Here is a 15,120-nt window from a genome sequence, read left to right as displayed (position 1 = left end):
GATCAACGCTAGGACTGTGCCGGAGACCACCGATCCCGATTACAAGTTTCGGTATATCGACATCGGATCGGTCGACGGGCTCGGTAATATCACGGTTCCCGATGATGATACTTCCTTCTCGGCGGCTCCATCTCGCGCCCGACGGCTTGCCCCTAAGGGAGCCGTTATCGTATCAACCGTGCGCACCTACCTGCGCGCGGTTGCCCCCGTGCCCACCAACGAGGAGCCGCTAGTCTTCTCCACGGGGTTCGCCGTCTTAGAAGCACGAGATGAAATAGACAGTCGCTATCTCGTATATCATTGCCGATCCGAACCTTTCATCAATGAGGTGGTGGCCAGATCGGTTGGCGTTAGCTATCCCGCAATCAACGCCAGCGAGATTGGGGATCTCCGAATCAGCCTCCCTTCCAAGGAGGAGCAGCAGCGCATCAGCGACTTCCTCGACGGCGAGAGTGCCCGCATCGATAGGCTGGCTGAGACTCAAAGGAAGGTTGTTGCAATCCTTGGTGAGAGGAGAACCGCTGGGGTGTTTGCACGCGTTACCGGTCAGCCTCACGCGGATCGTAAGATCTCTAACCTTCCATGGGTCGACACCCTGCCGACAGCGTGGCCCGAAATTCGGCTAGGGCTGGTCGCACGTATGGGTAGCGGTCACACCCCGAGCCGATCTCACCCTGAATGGTGGGTGGACTGCACTATCCCATGGGTCACAACAGGAGAAGTGAGTCAAGTTCGCAACGACCGTCGCGAGGAACTACACGAGACTCGTGAGAAAATTAGCGAGCTTGGCTTGGAGAACTCGGCCGCCGTTTTGCATCCGGCCGGGACCGTGGTTCTGTGTCGCACGGCGGCCTCCGCCGGCTATTCGGCGGTCATGGGCACAGACATGGCGACAAGTCAAGATATCGTCACGTGGACGTGCGGCCCTCTGATGGACCCATACTATCTACTTTGGTGCCTTCGAGCCATGCGGCAGGATCTACTTGGCCGCCTTGCCATGGGATCAACGCACAAGACCATCTACGTGCCCGACCTGCAAATGCTAAGGATCCCACTGCCACGGATTAGCGAACAGCGGACGATCGTCTGCGAGATTCGTGAACAGAACGAGCGCATCGATCGACTGGTGGACAGCGTGCAACAACAACTCCGGCTACTCTTCGAGCGGCGGCAGGCGTTGATTACGGCGGCGGTGACCGGGCAGATTGATGTCTCGACGGCGAGTGGACGAGGAATCGAGGACTGAGCTGCGATGAGCCCCATCCATCACGAGTCCACGTTCGGTGACGCGATCGTCGCCGCCCTCCTCGCCAACGGCTGGGCGGAGGGCGACAAGGCCGACTACCGCGCCGAGCTCGGCCTCGACACCGGCCAGCTCTTCACCTTCATCGGGGCGACCCAGGCGCAGGAGTGGGAGGACCTGGTCACCTACTACGGCGGGGACCGGGACGCGGCCCAGCGCGGGTTCGCCAAGCGGCTCGACCAGGCGATCGCGATCGACGGGCTGCTCGATGTGCTCCGCAAAGGGGTCAAGGATCACGGAGTGCGGATCCGGCTCGCGTACTTCAAGCCGTCCTTCGTGGAGTCGGAGGCGATCCTGGCCGACTACCGCAAGAACAGGCTCACCGTCGTCCGGGAGCTGGAGTACGCGACCAAGCAGGCCGACCGGGGCCACCGGCTCGACCTGACGCTCTTCCTCAACGGCATCCCGGTCGCCACCGCCGAGCTGAAGAACCCGCTCACCGGCTCCGGGGTGGAGCATGCCAAGGAGCAGTACCGGACCGACCGCGACCCCACCGAGCTGATCTTCTCGCGCCGGGTGGTCGCGAACTTCGCTATCGACCCGGACCTGGTCTTCGTTACGACGCAGCTAAGGGGGGCGCAGACTCGGTTTTTGCCGTGCAATACCGGCAGCGAGGGGCCGGGGCGTCCCGGCGGCAAGGGCAACCCGCCCGCCACCGGGTACGGGAAGTACGCCACCTCCTACCTGTGGGATGAGATCTGGCAGCGGGACAATTGGCTCGACCTGCTGGAACGATTCGTCCACCTGCATCAGGAGAAGGGCGTGGGTGGTCGTACCCGAAAGACCTTGGTCTTCCCGCGCTATCACCAGTGGCATGCGGTGAAGCAACTGACCGCGCATGCGGCCCGGCACGGTGCCGGGCACAACTATCTACTGATGGCGTCGGCTGGCTCCGGGAAGTCGAACGCCATCGCCTGGCTCGCCCACCGGCTCTCGTCGTTGCACACCCTGAGTGACCCGGCGGCACTCGACCCGGACGCACGCGCGGCCGGCGTCAAGCCAGGCAGCCCGGTCTTCGACAAGGTCATCATCATCACCGACCGGCGGAATCTGGACTCCCAGCTCCGGGACACCGTCGGTAGCTTCGAGCAGACCGCCGGGCTCGTCGTGAAGATTGACGAGAAGCACGGCGCGAAGTCGGAGCAGCTCGCCAAGGCGCTCTCTCAAGAGACCGGCAAGATCGTCACGGTCACCCTGGCCACCTTCCCGGCCCTGAGGGATTACCTCCAGCGCAACCCGACCGAGATCCGCGGCAGCCGGTTCGCGATCATCGTGGATGAGGCGCATTCCTCGCAGGCGGGTGAAGCGGCCACCGACGTGCGGCGGGTGCTGCGCGACCTCGGTCTGGACGCCGACTCCGACGACGCGGGCGCGACCAGCGCCGCCGGACCGCGCACCACCGAGGAGAAGCTGGCGGCGAGCGTCCGCAAGCGGCAGCGCAGCTCGAACCTCTCCTACTTCGCCTTCACCGCCACGCCGAAGCACAAGACTCTGGAGCTCTTCGGCACGCTCGGCGAGGACGGCAAGTACCACCCGTTCCACGTCTATTCAATGCGGCAGGCGATCGAGGAGGGCTTCATCCTCGACCCGCTGCGCAACTACGTCACCTACGACACCTACTGGAAGCTGGTCAACGCGAACCCGGACGAACGGGAAGTCGACTCGTCCAAGGCGAACAAGGAACTCGCCCGCTACGCGCTGACCCACGAGTCCACCGTCGCCCAGCACGCACAGATCATCGTCGAGCACTTCCGGGCGCACACCGCCGGGCGGCTCGGCGGCCGGGCCAAGGCCATGGTCGTCACCTCCTCCCGGCTGAGCGCCGTGCAGATGTCCCGGGCAATCAAGCGGTACCTCGACGACCGTGACTACCCGGACCCGGGCGTCCTGGTCGCCTTCTCCGGCACCCTCACCTACGAAGGCGCGGAAGTCACCGAGTCGAAGGAGAACGGCGGCCTGCCGGAGACCGCCCTACCGAAGGCGTTCGCCTACACCCGGGCCGACGACAAGACCGCCCGGGCTGGCACCGCCGCCGGCCAGCGCGAATACCGCATTCTGGTCGTCGCGGAGAAGTATCAGACCGGCTTCGACCAGCCGCTGCTCACCACGATGTACGTCAACAAGAAGCTTCATGGTGTCTCCGCTGTGCAGACGCTGTCCCGGCTCAATCGCACCGCCGACCGCAAGAGCCAGGGCGACCTGGCGGTGCTGGACTTCGTCAACGACGCCGAGGAGATAAAGGAGGCGTTCCGGCCGTACTTCGAAGAGGCCGAGACCCTTCCCTCGGACCCCAACCTGCTCTACACCGCGCAGAGCCGGGTGATGTCCGCGCAGCTGCTGGTCGAGGCGGAGATGCAGGAGTTCGTCGAGGCGTACCTGGCGGCCGAGGAGCAGGCCGCCGGCAACGCGGCGAAGTGGGAGAAGCTGCACGCCGAGCTCTACCGGCACCTCCAGCCCGCCGTCGACCGCTTCGATGAACTGATCAACCGCGAGGACGAGTCCGACTGGGAGGCCGCTGAGACCTTCCGCGCCGACCTCACCGACTACGTCCGCAAGTACGGCTTCCTCGCTCAGATCGTCCCCTACACCGACTCGGAGCTGGAACGGCTCTACCTCTATGGCCGGCATCTGCTCAACCGGTTGGGCCGGCGGGGCGACGGGGGCGTCGACGTCGGCGAGGTCGACCTCAGTCACCTGCGGGTGGAGAAGACCGGCGAGCACGACGTCAGCCTCAACCCGGAGGGCGCCGCCGAGATGAAGGGCTTCGGCGACGGCTCCGGCGCGGCGAAGGAGCCGGAGAAATCCCTGCTCTCTGAGCTGGTCGACCGGTTCAACGAGCGGTTCGGCACCAGCTTCACCGACGACGATGTGGTCAAGCCGTTGAACGAGGCGATGGCCGACCCGAAGGTCCGCCAGGCCGCCGTCGCCAACGACGAGGAGAACTTCGGCCACGTCTTCGGGCCGGTCTTCGAGGAAAAGATGATGGACCACTTCGAGACCGCCGCCGACCTCGGTCGCCGCTACTTCGGTCCGGAGCCCGACTTCCGCAGCTCGCTCAACCGCAGCGCCCGCAGCGCCGCCTGGCGGCTGATCCGCCGGCAGGAGGGTGTCATCGACGACGAGGCCGCCTGACCGGCCGATGCCGCCGCGGCGCCAACGTGACGCGCCGCGGCGGCAAGTCTGGACGATGGTCGGTTCGACCGCAACACTGACCATCTGGCTGGGACAGTCGCAGGGGTGGGGGCAACGGTGCGGGCAGAGCCGATCGCCGGTCGATACGAGCGGGTTGAGGAGATCGGCTCCGGCGGCATGGGGCAGGTCTGGCGCGGCTACGACAGCGTCCTCGACCGCGAGGTCGCCATCAAACTCATCCGCGTCGACGCCATCCAAACCCCGCAGCAGGCGGAAGAGTTCGCCAAGCGATTCCGCCGCGAGGCCCGCGTCACCGCACGCATCCAACACCACGGCGTGCCCCAGGTGTACGACGCGGTCCTCGACCACTCCTACGACCGGCTCTACCTGGTGATGGAGTTCGTCCGCGGCACTGCCCTGCGGGCCTTCATCGACCCGCAGCAGCCGCTGCCGGTCACCTGGGCCGCCGCGATCGCTGCGCAGATCTGCACCGTCCTCTCCCACGCTCACGCCATCCCCGTCGTGCACCGCGACCTCAAACCCGACAACGTCCTGGTCACCGCGGAGGGAGCGATCAAGCTCCTCGACTTCGGCATCGCCGCCATCTTGCGCACCGACGTCACCCGTCTCACGGCGACCGGCAGCGCCCTCGGCACCCACCACTACATGCCGCCCGAGCAGATCCAGAATGCGCAGGTCACTCCGCAGAGCGACCTGTACGCCCTCGGCGGCGTCCTGCACGAACTCCTCTCCGGGCGACGGGTCTTCGGCGGTGGCAGTGGCTTCGAAGTATGGCGCCAGCATGTCACCGAGCCGCCGACACCTCTGCGGACGCTCCGCCCCGACGTGCCCGCAGCGATCGAGGAGCTGGTGCTCGAGCTGCTGGCCAAATCCCCCGAGGACCGGCCCGCAGACGCCTACGACGTCTACGAGCGGCTGGTGCCCTTCCTGCCCCTGCCCGGATCGGCACCGCCCGCCTCCGAGCCCGCGCGCAGCACCATGCCGGACCCGACGCTCGTATACCGCCGACCTAACGCACCGCGTCGCCGGCCCGAGCCGACGCCCGCGGTCCCAACGCAGCAGAATGAGACGTCGACCGTCGGCCCGGCGGCGATCCTGGAGACCGGGCTTCGGGACGCGATCAAGGTCGCCGTGTCGCAATCCGACGAGCTGCTGGACGACGAACGCTTCGCTCAGGCCGCAGAGGTACTCGAGGCAGTGATCACTCCCGCCAGCGCCGCACTCGGCGCCGAGAGTCCCCGCGTGCTGGGACTGCGTTCACGGCGAGCCGCCATTCTCATCATTGGCGGGGACTTCCGGCGCGCGCTGCCGGAGTTCGACGCCCTCGCCGCCGCGTACGCCCGCACCGCCGGCCCCACCAGCGAGGACGCATTGGGATGCCTCCGGCAGGCAGCCCACTGCCGAGCGGAACTCGGCCAGGCCACCACAGCCCTACGTCAGTTCCGGCAGGTACTGACGCACGTACGCGCCGCCTCCGGCGACGTCTCCCCCACGGCCCTCGACCTACGCCGCAACATCGGCATACTGCTGATCTCCGAAGACAAGGCCACCGAAGCCACGGACGAGCTGCAACCGCTGCACGACGATCTTTGCGTCGTCTACGGCCCAGATCATGAGCTGACCCGGGAAGTCGCCGACCTGCTTGCCCGGCTCCGACTCGCCGCCGGCGAATAGTTCCGCCACCGCCACCGCCACCCGCCTACCGCCGTCGGCTCAGGTCTCCCCCGCGTGTTGCCCGGGGTTGCTCTCGACATCGCTGATCTTTATGCTCCGTGAGCGTCAAGAGTGGTCAGCGTCAAGCCTCCCGGCTTGCTGACCCGGCAACCGCGCCACCCGCGCACGGTGCCCCCGGGAGAAGACCAGGCCGACCGCGAACTGCGGCCCGGCAAGAGCGGGTGCCTCGGGGCACCGGAAGGCGAGTTCACCGTGCCATTCGAAGAACTGGACCTGGCCGCTTTCGCGGTCTGCCTGACCTGCGGAGGCCTCCGCGATGGCGCCCCACGTGAGCAGCGGTGCCGCTGCCAGCCGCGTACGCCGGAGTGGGAGCAGCAGTGGCAGAGGCAGGACATCGCCAGTGACCTCGACCTGTGTGTGTTGTGCGTCCGGGACACGGTGACCACCCGAACCCGGTGGTCGTGGCTGGCCTGCGAAACCTGCCGACACGTCTCGCAGGTCGTCGGCGAACGGTACGGCCACCGCGCCGCACTGCCGCTGGGCCGGCACTCGATCATGAACGGCGACGTGGTCCAGCCGCAGACGGCCACGACCACCGAGGTCGCCGCCTCGCTGATGGCTGCCGGACGGCGGTACAACGAGGTGCGCGAGTGGCAGCAGGTGGAGTTCGACTGGCTCGCCGAGCCACTACGCCCAGTCGGCCCAAGCGTGCCGCTGGCCGAGTGGCAGCGGCGGTGGCCGCCCTCGCTCGGAGCGAGCGTCGACGCTTTCGACCGCTACGGCGTTCAGCAGCCTCCGGCAAGCCCAATCCCAATTCCTGTCCACCGCTCGTTGATCGCCAGTCCGGCCGGCTGCTGTTGGTGGTGGTGCCCGGCATTGCCAACGGCAGCCGCGCTGGCCCTCCCTCATTGACGGTCCGGTGACGACGGGCAGCTCGAATGCCGCGCGGTTCGTTAACATTCGTCCATGGCGGACAAACGGAGAGGACAGCGACGTCGGCGCATGGTGGTCGACGCATGACCATCGTTAGCCTCGGCCCTTCGTTAAGGGCCGTTGCGCCAGACCGCGTCGGCGAGGAAATCGCGGGCCACGACAGCGTCTTCGCCGGCCGCGACGAGCCACCCGGTCACGTAACGGGAGTAGATGTCGATGACCACGTAGCAGCGATACCGGATGCCTTTGACCGGTCCTTTCAACGCGGTGATGTCCCACGACCACACCTGCGACGGGCCGGTCGCGACCAGCTCGGGACGCACCCGCGGCGGGTGGGTGGCCTGCCGGCGTCGTTCGCGGACCTGCCCGGCCGTGCGGGCGATGCGATACATCGTCGACAGGGAGCACCAGTACCGGCCCTCGTCGAGTTCCCGAGCCCAGACCTGCGGAATCGCCAAATCGGCATACGCCGCACTGTTGAGCACCTCGAGGATGCGGACCCGTTCGGTGTCCGACAGCGCCGACGGCGGCGGGGTCCGCGGCAGCCACGGCCCGTGCACCGGCCCCAGCCCGCTGCGGCGGCGGTAGTGGGTCGCGCGGGAGGTCCCCGTCAACTCGCAGCCGCGTTGCACCCCTATCCCCGCCGAACGCAGGTCGGTCAACGCCATGGTCAGGATCTACTCGGCGGCGGATCGTTGTCCGCGCTCTCGGAGAGTTCTTCCAAGAGCGCGTGTGCTGATCCGAAAATGAACCCTGGGTGGGCAGGCGTCGGCATCCCGGCGGAGCCGGGATGGATCATGCTGGGAGTCGGTCAGGCAGCGGGTAGCAGGGTGACGGTGTAGCCGAGGGCTTCGAGTTGTCGGACGTGGTTGCGTTTGCGGCGTTCGGGGTTGACGCGGGTGTCGTAGAAGTCTGATCCGAGGTCGGTGAACCGGGTCGTCGGGCCGGTCAGCAGGTGCCAGACGATGGTCAGGATGGATCGGCCGACGGCGACGATGGCGCGGCGGTTACCGCGGCGTCTGGCGATGCGTCGGTAGCGTTCGCCGAGGAATGTGTCGGTCTTGCCCGCGGCGACGGCGGCCTCGCCCAGGACTCGGGCCAGGTAGGGATTGCCGTGGCCGGTGAAGCCGGTGCCCTTGCTCTTACCGGCGGATTCCTTGACCCGGGGGCGAACCGCGCCCACGAGGCGAGGTGAGCGGGGGTCGGGAACCTGCTCATGTCGACGCCGACTTCGGCGATGATCACGTGGGCGGTGGCCGGGCCGACGCCGGGGATCTCGTCCAGACGCCGCCCGGCATCGGCGAAAGGGGCGATGTGTTGTTCGATGCGCCGGTCCACGTCGGCGATGTCCGCGGTGATCGCGTCGACGCGGGCCAGCATCTTGGCCAGCAGGAACCCGTGGTGGTCGGTGAAACGCCCGACGAACGCCTCTTCCAGCTGTGTGATCTTCGTGCGTAGGCGGCTGCGGGCCATCTGCGCCAGGATCTTTGGGTCTCGCTGTCCGGCGATCAGCGCGGCCATCATGTCGCGGCCGGAGAGCCCGAAGATGTCGCTGGCCACCACGCTCAGCTTGATCTGTGCGTCTTCCAGCAGCTTCTCGACCCGGCTGCGTTCCGCGGTACGCGCGCCGATGAGGTCGACCCGGTACCGGGTCAGGTCCCGCAACTCACGGATCGGCGCCGGAGGCACGAAACTCGGCCGGATCATCTGCCGTTCGGCGACCTTGCACAGCCAGACCGCGTCCAGCCGATCCGTCTTGGGACGCCCGGGTAGATGCTTGACATCTCTGGCGTTGACCAGCCACGGGTCGAACCCGGCCGCTTCGAGTAGATAGAACGCGGGCTTCCAGTAGTCCGAGGTCGCTTCCATGACGACTCTGGTGACCCCCAGCGTCCGGAGCCGGTCGGCCATCGTCAGCAACGACCGCGTCATCGTGGAGTAGGTAGACACCTCCTGCCGGCGGCGGCCGGCCGGCCCCTGACCGGGCACCCGCACGCAACACACCAACTCCGCCTTGCCGATATCAAGCGCCGCGACCCGCTCGATGATCTCCTCGTTGTCCTGACTCGACTCCAACACCTGCTCGCTCCTCCCACCCGACGTCCAGGGTGGTCGCCCGCAGGAGCTGCTGGAGACGAAAGCGAAGCTGATCCGCGTGCTCGAAGCAACATTGAAGGGCCCATGGCGCAGCTCCCCACACCCGACTTTTCCACGGCCTCAAAGACCAAGCGCACACGGCGTCGGCGGGCGACCACCACCATTTTCAGCCCGGAACGGGCCCGCCCACAGGGCAGCGAAGAACTTTTCCCATGATGTCCAACGCCATCCGGGTCTTCTTCAGATCAGCCTGCAGCTTCTCGTTCTGCCGGCGCAGCTTCTCCAACTCGATCTGCTCAGCCGTCTTCCGAGCCGGCCGCCGCGATCCCGAGGATGAATCGCCGTCGCTGTCGCCGCCGGTCAGAGCCCCGGCGTCGCGGGCTCTCGCCCACTCGATCAGATGCGACGAATACAACCCTTCCCGCCGCAACACCGCCACTTTCTCCCCATGCGGGGCATTCTCATATTCGGCAAGGAACCGCAGCTTGAACTCCGGACTGAACGCCCGCCGCGACGGCCGCGGCGCCGGATCAGACCCACCCGGCACGGGCTGGTCCGCAGAAGATGTCGACACATACACCAGGATCTCCGATCCCGCCCTCGGTCAGCACCCCGCACTCACACGCGGTGTCTCACACCATCCTGACCAAGAGGGCCGGAACCCGGCGAACGCCGACCTCGGAGGCAGCCACGGGTCAGGCCGGGTCGATGACTTCACTGCTCAAGCCTGCCTCGCTCTTGCCAACGCTCAATGCAACAGTGCCCCTGCAACTGCTTTGCGCTCCGCAAGGCGGCCAGGTATCTGACCGCGGCCTACGACAAGGCCCTGGCGCCCGTGGGTCTTCGCGCGACGCAGTTGACGATTTTGCAGAAACTTGGCATCCATGGCGAAATGACGATCACTAAGCTTGCCGAGGTGATCGTCATGGACCGCACGACGCTGGCCTCGAATGTCAAGCCGCTTGCGCGGGACGGCCTGGTGACCGTCGAGCCCTCGGCGACCGACCGCCGCGCGCGGATCGTCGCCATCACGCCGGACGGCCTGTCCCGACTGGAGGCGGCGCTGCCCCTGTGGCAGGCGGCGCAGGCCCGGTTCGAGAACACTGTGAGTCTGTTGGTGGCCCGGGAGGGTCAGACCGGCAGGCTGGTGCCGGCTGCATGAGGTGACTCTCGAGAACACTGGCCACCGGCAGGTGTGCCTTGCGTTGGACCCGTCCCTCGAGCAGCCGACACCGGCCTGACCCACTCGTCTTGGCTTGATCAGGAGCTTGTCCGCCCGCAGGCGTGACTCCTCACAGTGCTGCCGCGACAGGTGACCTCTCCCAGGTCGGCGTCGACCGCGCTCGCCCTCGGGAAGGACAACCGGATGGTAATGCTGGCAGAGCACTACGACTTCGTCATCGGTGGTGACCCCGACCGCGACACGATCGACCTGGCCATCCTCGACACGGTCACCGGCGGGGTCCGTGGCCACCTCGCCGACCGAGCGGATGGACTCGGCTATCTGCGGCTCTTGGCCTGGGCCCGCGAACACGCGCCCGGCCGTCGGGTCTGGGCGCTGGAGGGCACTGGCAGCTTCGCCGCCGGACTGGTCATGGTCTTGGCCGAGGCAGGCGAAGACATCGTGGAGATCACCGGTGAAAGCGATCCCGCGGCGCGAAGAACGACCGTATCGACGCAGTCCAGGCCGTTCGAACCGCATTGGCCCAGGAAGACCAAGCCGCGCCCCGTGAACGGGGCCTGCGTGAAGCGCTGCGTCAGATTCTCGTTCCCCCGGCAGGCGGTCCTGGTCAGCCGAACCAAAGCGATCAACGAACTCAAGAGTCTGATCGTGGTCGCGCCCGAGCATCTACGCGCACAGTTGCGAGGGCTTCGATTGATCAAGCAACTGGACCGCGTCGAACAGCTCCGCAGCCCCGCTGGCCCGAGCGTCGAGCACCGGATCACGATTCTGACCCTGCAGTCGATCACCGCCCGGATCCGGTTCCTACTCGCCCAGACCGCCGAGCTTGACCCCGAGTTGCTCGCCCTCGTCAAGAGCCACCCCGCGGGCCCGGTCCTGCTCGCCGAGCCCGGCGTCGGTCCGGTCGTCGCCGCCCAGCTGCTGGTGAGCTGGTCGCACCGCGGCCGGGTCCGCAGCGAGGCCGCGTTCGCCACCCTCGCCGGCGCCGCCCCTCTGGAGGCAAGCAGCGGGCAACGCACCCGCCACCGGCTCAGCCGCGGCGGGGACCGTGACCTCAACCGCGCCCTCCATACGATCGCGATCACCCGCCTACGCTGCCACCAAGAGTCACGCGACTACGAAGCCAACCGCACCGTCCAGGGCAAAACCCACCGCGACGTCCGTCGCAGCCTCAAACGCATTCTTGCCCGCCGGCTCTACCGCCGCATCCAAGCCGCGACCCGCCAGCCGACACCCTCCATCAACCTCGCGCACGGCGCTTGACAAACATAGGAGCGTCCTTTGGAGCCGGTCAGGCTGCCGAACTTCGCGAATCCCTCGAAGCCGTCCTCCACACCGGCTTCGAGCCCTGGGCCGAATAAGTACGAGCGCACCCCTTCCGCAGGCCCATCGGCGAGCTCTCCGTCCGGGTCGTCCTCGTTCCCGGGGCTTCGGGAAGCCCGGGCCGCCCTCGACGCCAGGCAGCCGAACCGCCGGGCACCGCACCCAACGCCAGCTGATCGCCTATCGGGCCGCCTCGCTACTGCCCCAGCTGCCCTTCAACGCCGCCGACCACTATTTGCGGCACGTCGCCAACGTCCATGGACAGAACACCTGATATGTAGGGCGTTGATCCCAGGCCACGGGACGTCGGGCGGCTCGGGCATGGAATCATCCTCTCAAGTCGGAGGACATGTCCAGGATCCTTACTGCACCTCACTGCGGGGTGCGGTCACTTCGTCGACCAGCTCGATGAGATGGCGGTAGGTGCGACCGACCGCCCGCGACATGCCTACCTCGCAGGTCCGATTGCACGATACGTAGGCGACCGACGGCGTTCCGGCCACATCATCAGCTTCCGATGCCGTTGCCGACGCTGTCAGTTCGGGATGGAGAAGACCCCGGTCGCCAGCGAACGCGCAGCAGCTCCAGTCTTCCGACACTCGTACCTTGACCGCGATGACGTTCGCGAGGCGGCTCAACGTGTCGTTGATGGCCAGCCGGGTCGACGAGCAGGTTGGGTGCAACGCGACGGAGTCGAGGCGGCTGGTGACGGCTAGGCGCGGCAGCAGTTGGGCGTGGACGAAGCTGACTGCGTCGATGACGCCGAGCTGGCCATGGCCAGCCGGGTCGGAGAGAAGCTGCGCAAGACCCTCGGTGCAGGACGACGCGTCGCATACGATCGGCAGTTCGCCATTTCGGCTGGCGGCGAGCAGGACCGGCACGACCCTGGCACGCATCTGCTCGTACCCGTCGGTAAACCCCTTCGACTGCCAGGGGGTTGCGCAGCACAATGCGTCGAGCCCAGCGGGAACCACCACCTCGACGCCCGCCTTGCGGCACAACGAAAGGAAGGCACGAGCCGCGCCCTGGGCGCCGTCGGCCGGCCCGAAGATCGATCCGATGCACGCGGCGAAGAATACGGCGCTGGCGTGGAGCGGCGCGGAAGCCGCCGGTCGCCGCTGGCCCCCGCTGGGCAGGTCAGATGTCCACAGTGGGACGGTATCGGCGCCGAGCAGCGCGCGGCCCGCCCGGCTCGCTCGCGTGCTTACGCCGGGCAGCCGGGACGCGAGGGTGAGCGCCGACGCGGCCGCCCGGGTGGCACCGTGCCAGTGGCGTGCCGCCGTCCGCCACGCCCACTGCTCTCCCGGGCCGGTGCGCTGAGCACGCAGCCGCTTGACTACGTCGCCGGTGTTGATGGACACCGGGCATGACGTTTGGCACATCCCGTCCGCGGCGCAGGTGTCGATGCCGGCGTAGCCGTAGTCGCGTTCCAGTTCAGCCGTCAGCGCCGGGTCGGTCGCCCGTGCGGTGTTGATGGCGCGCAACAGAGTGATGCGCTGGCGGGGCGTGGTGGTCAGATCGCGGCTGGGGCACACCGGCTCGCAGTACCCGCATTCCACGCACCGGTCGATCTGCGGGTCGACTGTCGGCGTCACCTTCAGATGCCGCAGGTGGGTCTGCGGATCGTCGCTGATCACCACACCGGGGTTGAGGAGACCGGCTGGGTCGCAGAGCCGCTTGATCTCGCGCATGACCTCGTACAGCGCGTCGCCGTACTGCCGCCGCACGTATGGTGCCATGACCCGTCCGGTGCCGTGCTCGGCCTTGAGGGTGCCGCCCTCGGCGAGGACGAGGTCCACCATCTCCTCGGTGAACCGGGCGTACCGGTCGACCTGGCCACGCTCGGCGAACCGCTCGGTGAGCATGAAGTGGATGTTGCCGTCCCTGGCGTGGCCGAAGATGACGCTGCCCTCGTAGCCGCGCCGGGCCAACAACGCGGTCAGCTCTTCGCAGGTGCGCGACAGGGCCCGCACCGGCACCGCGATGTCCTCCAGCAGCGCCGTCGTTCCCGGCGGCCGGTTCCCCGCGACCGCCGCGTACAGGCCCTTCCGCAGCCGCCACAGCCGACCACGGGCGGCGGCGTCCGATGACACGTCGGCGGGTTTGGCTAGGGCGAGGCCGCCGATGACCGGATCCGCCCGGGCGCGGCGCCGCATCAGCGCCTCGGCGGAGGCCTCCTGGTACTCGACGAGCAGGGCCGCGTGCCGGTCGATCGTCAACGACCGCAGGAGCGGGTCGACGGTCGGATCGGACTGCGCGACGCGCAGCGAGGCCTGGTCGAGCAGTTCGAGGGTCACGGCACCGCTGTCGCGCAGGGCCTCCAGCGCGTCGGTCGCCGCGCGTAGCTCCGGGAAGATCAGCAGCCCGGTCGCGGCGTGCGGCAGCACCGGAACCGTCTCGAAGGTCGCCTCCGCGACGTGGGCGAGGGTGCCTTCGCTGCCGACAATGAGGTGGACCAGAATGTCGATCGCCCGCTCGTAGTCGAGGAGCGCGTTGAGGCCGTACCCCATCGTGTTTTTCATCGAGAACTGCGACTCGATGGTGTGGACGGCGTCCGGATCAGCCTTCACCTGCGCCGCCAGTCGTAGCAGTCCCTCGTGGAGATCCGGCTCCCGGGCGTGCAGGTGCGCGTCGGCGTCGGGCGCGGCCGAGTCGATCACGGCTCCGCTCGGCAGCACAAACACCATCGACTGGATGGTGCGGTACGTGTTGAACTCGGTGCCGCACGACATGCCGCTGGAGTTGTTGGCGATGACGCCGCCGATAGTGCACGCGGTCTCGCTGGCGGGGTCGGGGCCGAGCCGGTACCCCAGCGGTGCGAGCCGGGCGTTTACCTGACGGACGGTGACCCCGGGCTGGACGCGTACCCGGGCACCCCCGTCGATGACGTCAACGCTGCGGAAGTGGCGTCGGGTATCGACTAGGATGCCATCGGTCACGCCCTGACCGGACAGGCTGGTGCCGCCGGACCGGAACGTGAGCGGGACCCCGGCGGCGGCGCTCGCTCGGAATAGAGACGCGACGTCCGCGCTGTCACGCGCCACCACGACCGCCCGCGGGACGAGCGCGTAATGCGACGCGTCCGACCCATAGGCGATCCGGTCGATGTTGCGGTCCTTGACCTCACCTCCCGGGACGGCCGCCCGGAGCGTGTCCAGCAGCGCTTCGGCAGGTGGCTGAGCGGTGTCCGGATGCATAGATGTCATGGCCGCGTCGTTCGTGGCTGAGACGGTGATTCAGGGCACCGCGACAACGGTCTGCCCCTGCCGGCCCAGGCCGGTGATGCCCAGTTCCAAGACGTCACCCGGCTTGAGGTAATCCGGCCTAGGGCGACGCTTGGTGGCGTCCCGGTTTTGATGATGTCGCCTGGGTCGAGTACGAGCCTCGCGGGACCGTCGGAGCTGAAGAACACGGGCTTGATGTCTCCGGCCACCACCTCCGGGACATCGATGAT

9 protein-coding genes, 1 pseudogene and 1 riboswitch are annotated in these 15,120 nt (G+C 67.6%); of the genes and pseudogenes, 6 read left to right on the top strand and 4 right to left on the bottom strand.

Annotated features, from left to right (window positions below):
* Window positions 1-16: 16 nt before the first annotated feature.
* The 4 genes from ACWD5O_RS30690 to ACWD5O_RS30675 all read left to right on the top strand — a co-directional run bounded on the left by ACWD5O_RS30690 (window position 17) and on the right by ACWD5O_RS30675 (window position 7,042).
* Window positions 17-1,246 carry a restriction endonuclease subunit S gene (locus ACWD5O_RS30690; protein ID WP_450087477.1) on the top strand — a complete coding sequence of 410 codons (1,230 nt, stop codon included), beginning with the start codon at window positions 17-19 and terminating at the stop codon, window positions 1,244-1,246.
* A gap of 6 nt (window positions 1,247-1,252) precedes the next feature.
* The gene (locus tag ACWD5O_RS30685; RefSeq protein ID WP_450087476.1) at window positions 1,253-4,435 is read left to right on the top strand and encodes a type I restriction endonuclease subunit R; all 3,183 of its coding nucleotides are present in this window, start codon (window positions 1,253-1,255) and stop codon (window positions 4,433-4,435) included.
* A 105-nt stretch (window positions 4,436-4,540) separates the two neighbouring features.
* Window positions 4,541-6,130 (top strand): protein kinase domain-containing protein, encoded by a 1,590-nt coding sequence (locus ACWD5O_RS30680; RefSeq protein ID WP_450087475.1) that lies wholly within the window; start codon window positions 4,541-4,543, stop codon window positions 6,128-6,130.
* A gap of 103 nt (window positions 6,131-6,233) precedes the next feature.
* Window positions 6,234-6,354, top strand: a riboswitch (SAM riboswitch).
* A gap of 28 nt (window positions 6,355-6,382) precedes the next feature.
* Window positions 6,383-7,042 carry a hypothetical protein gene (locus tag ACWD5O_RS30675; RefSeq protein ID WP_450087474.1) on the top strand — a complete coding sequence of 220 codons (660 nt, stop codon included), beginning with the start codon at window positions 6,383-6,385 and terminating at the stop codon, window positions 7,040-7,042.
* Window positions 7,043-7,173: 131 nt separating this feature from the next.
* Here ACWD5O_RS30675 and ACWD5O_RS30670 read toward each other — a convergent pair whose 3' ends face one another.
* The 3 genes and pseudogenes from ACWD5O_RS30670 to ACWD5O_RS30660 form a co-directional block, all read right to left on the bottom strand.
* Window positions 7,174-7,731 carry a DDE-type integrase/transposase/recombinase gene (locus ACWD5O_RS30670; protein WP_450087473.1) on the bottom strand — a complete coding sequence of 186 codons (558 nt, stop codon included), beginning with the start codon at window positions 7,729-7,731 and terminating at the stop codon, window positions 7,174-7,176.
* Between the two features lie 143 nt (window positions 7,732-7,874).
* A pseudogene (locus tag ACWD5O_RS30665) lies at window positions 7,875-9,139 on the bottom strand (IS110 family transposase).
* A gap of 187 nt (window positions 9,140-9,326) precedes the next feature.
* Window positions 9,327-9,740: a transposase gene (locus ACWD5O_RS30660; protein ID WP_450087472.1), complete on the bottom strand. Its 414-nt coding sequence runs from the start codon at window positions 9,738-9,740 to the stop codon at window positions 9,327-9,329.
* 171 nt (window positions 9,741-9,911) lie between these two features.
* Here ACWD5O_RS30660 and ACWD5O_RS30655 point away from each other — a divergent pair, with 171 nt between their 5' ends.
* The gene (locus tag ACWD5O_RS30655; protein ID WP_450087471.1) at window positions 9,912-10,322 is read left to right on the top strand and encodes a MarR family winged helix-turn-helix transcriptional regulator; all 411 of its coding nucleotides are present in this window, start codon (window positions 9,912-9,914) and stop codon (window positions 10,320-10,322) included.
* A 204-nt stretch (window positions 10,323-10,526) separates the two neighbouring features.
* Entirely contained in the window at window positions 10,527-11,606 is a 1,080-nt protein-coding gene (locus ACWD5O_RS30650) for a transposase (protein WP_450087470.1), read from the top strand.
* A gap of 422 nt (window positions 11,607-12,028) precedes the next feature.
* On the opposite strand, the gene ACWD5O_RS30645 is transcribed toward ACWD5O_RS30650, so the two are convergent.
* Window positions 12,029-14,872, bottom strand: a complete 2,844-nt coding sequence (locus tag ACWD5O_RS30645; protein WP_450087469.1) for an FAD-binding and (Fe-S)-binding domain-containing protein — start codon at window positions 14,870-14,872, stop codon at window positions 12,029-12,031.
* Window positions 14,873-15,120: the final 248 nt, after the last annotated feature.

Source organism: Micromonospora sp. NPDC005161 (assembly GCF_053599855.1).
Note: the sequence above shows the minus strand (reverse complement) of the source record. Positions and strands in the feature narration are given on the sequence as shown.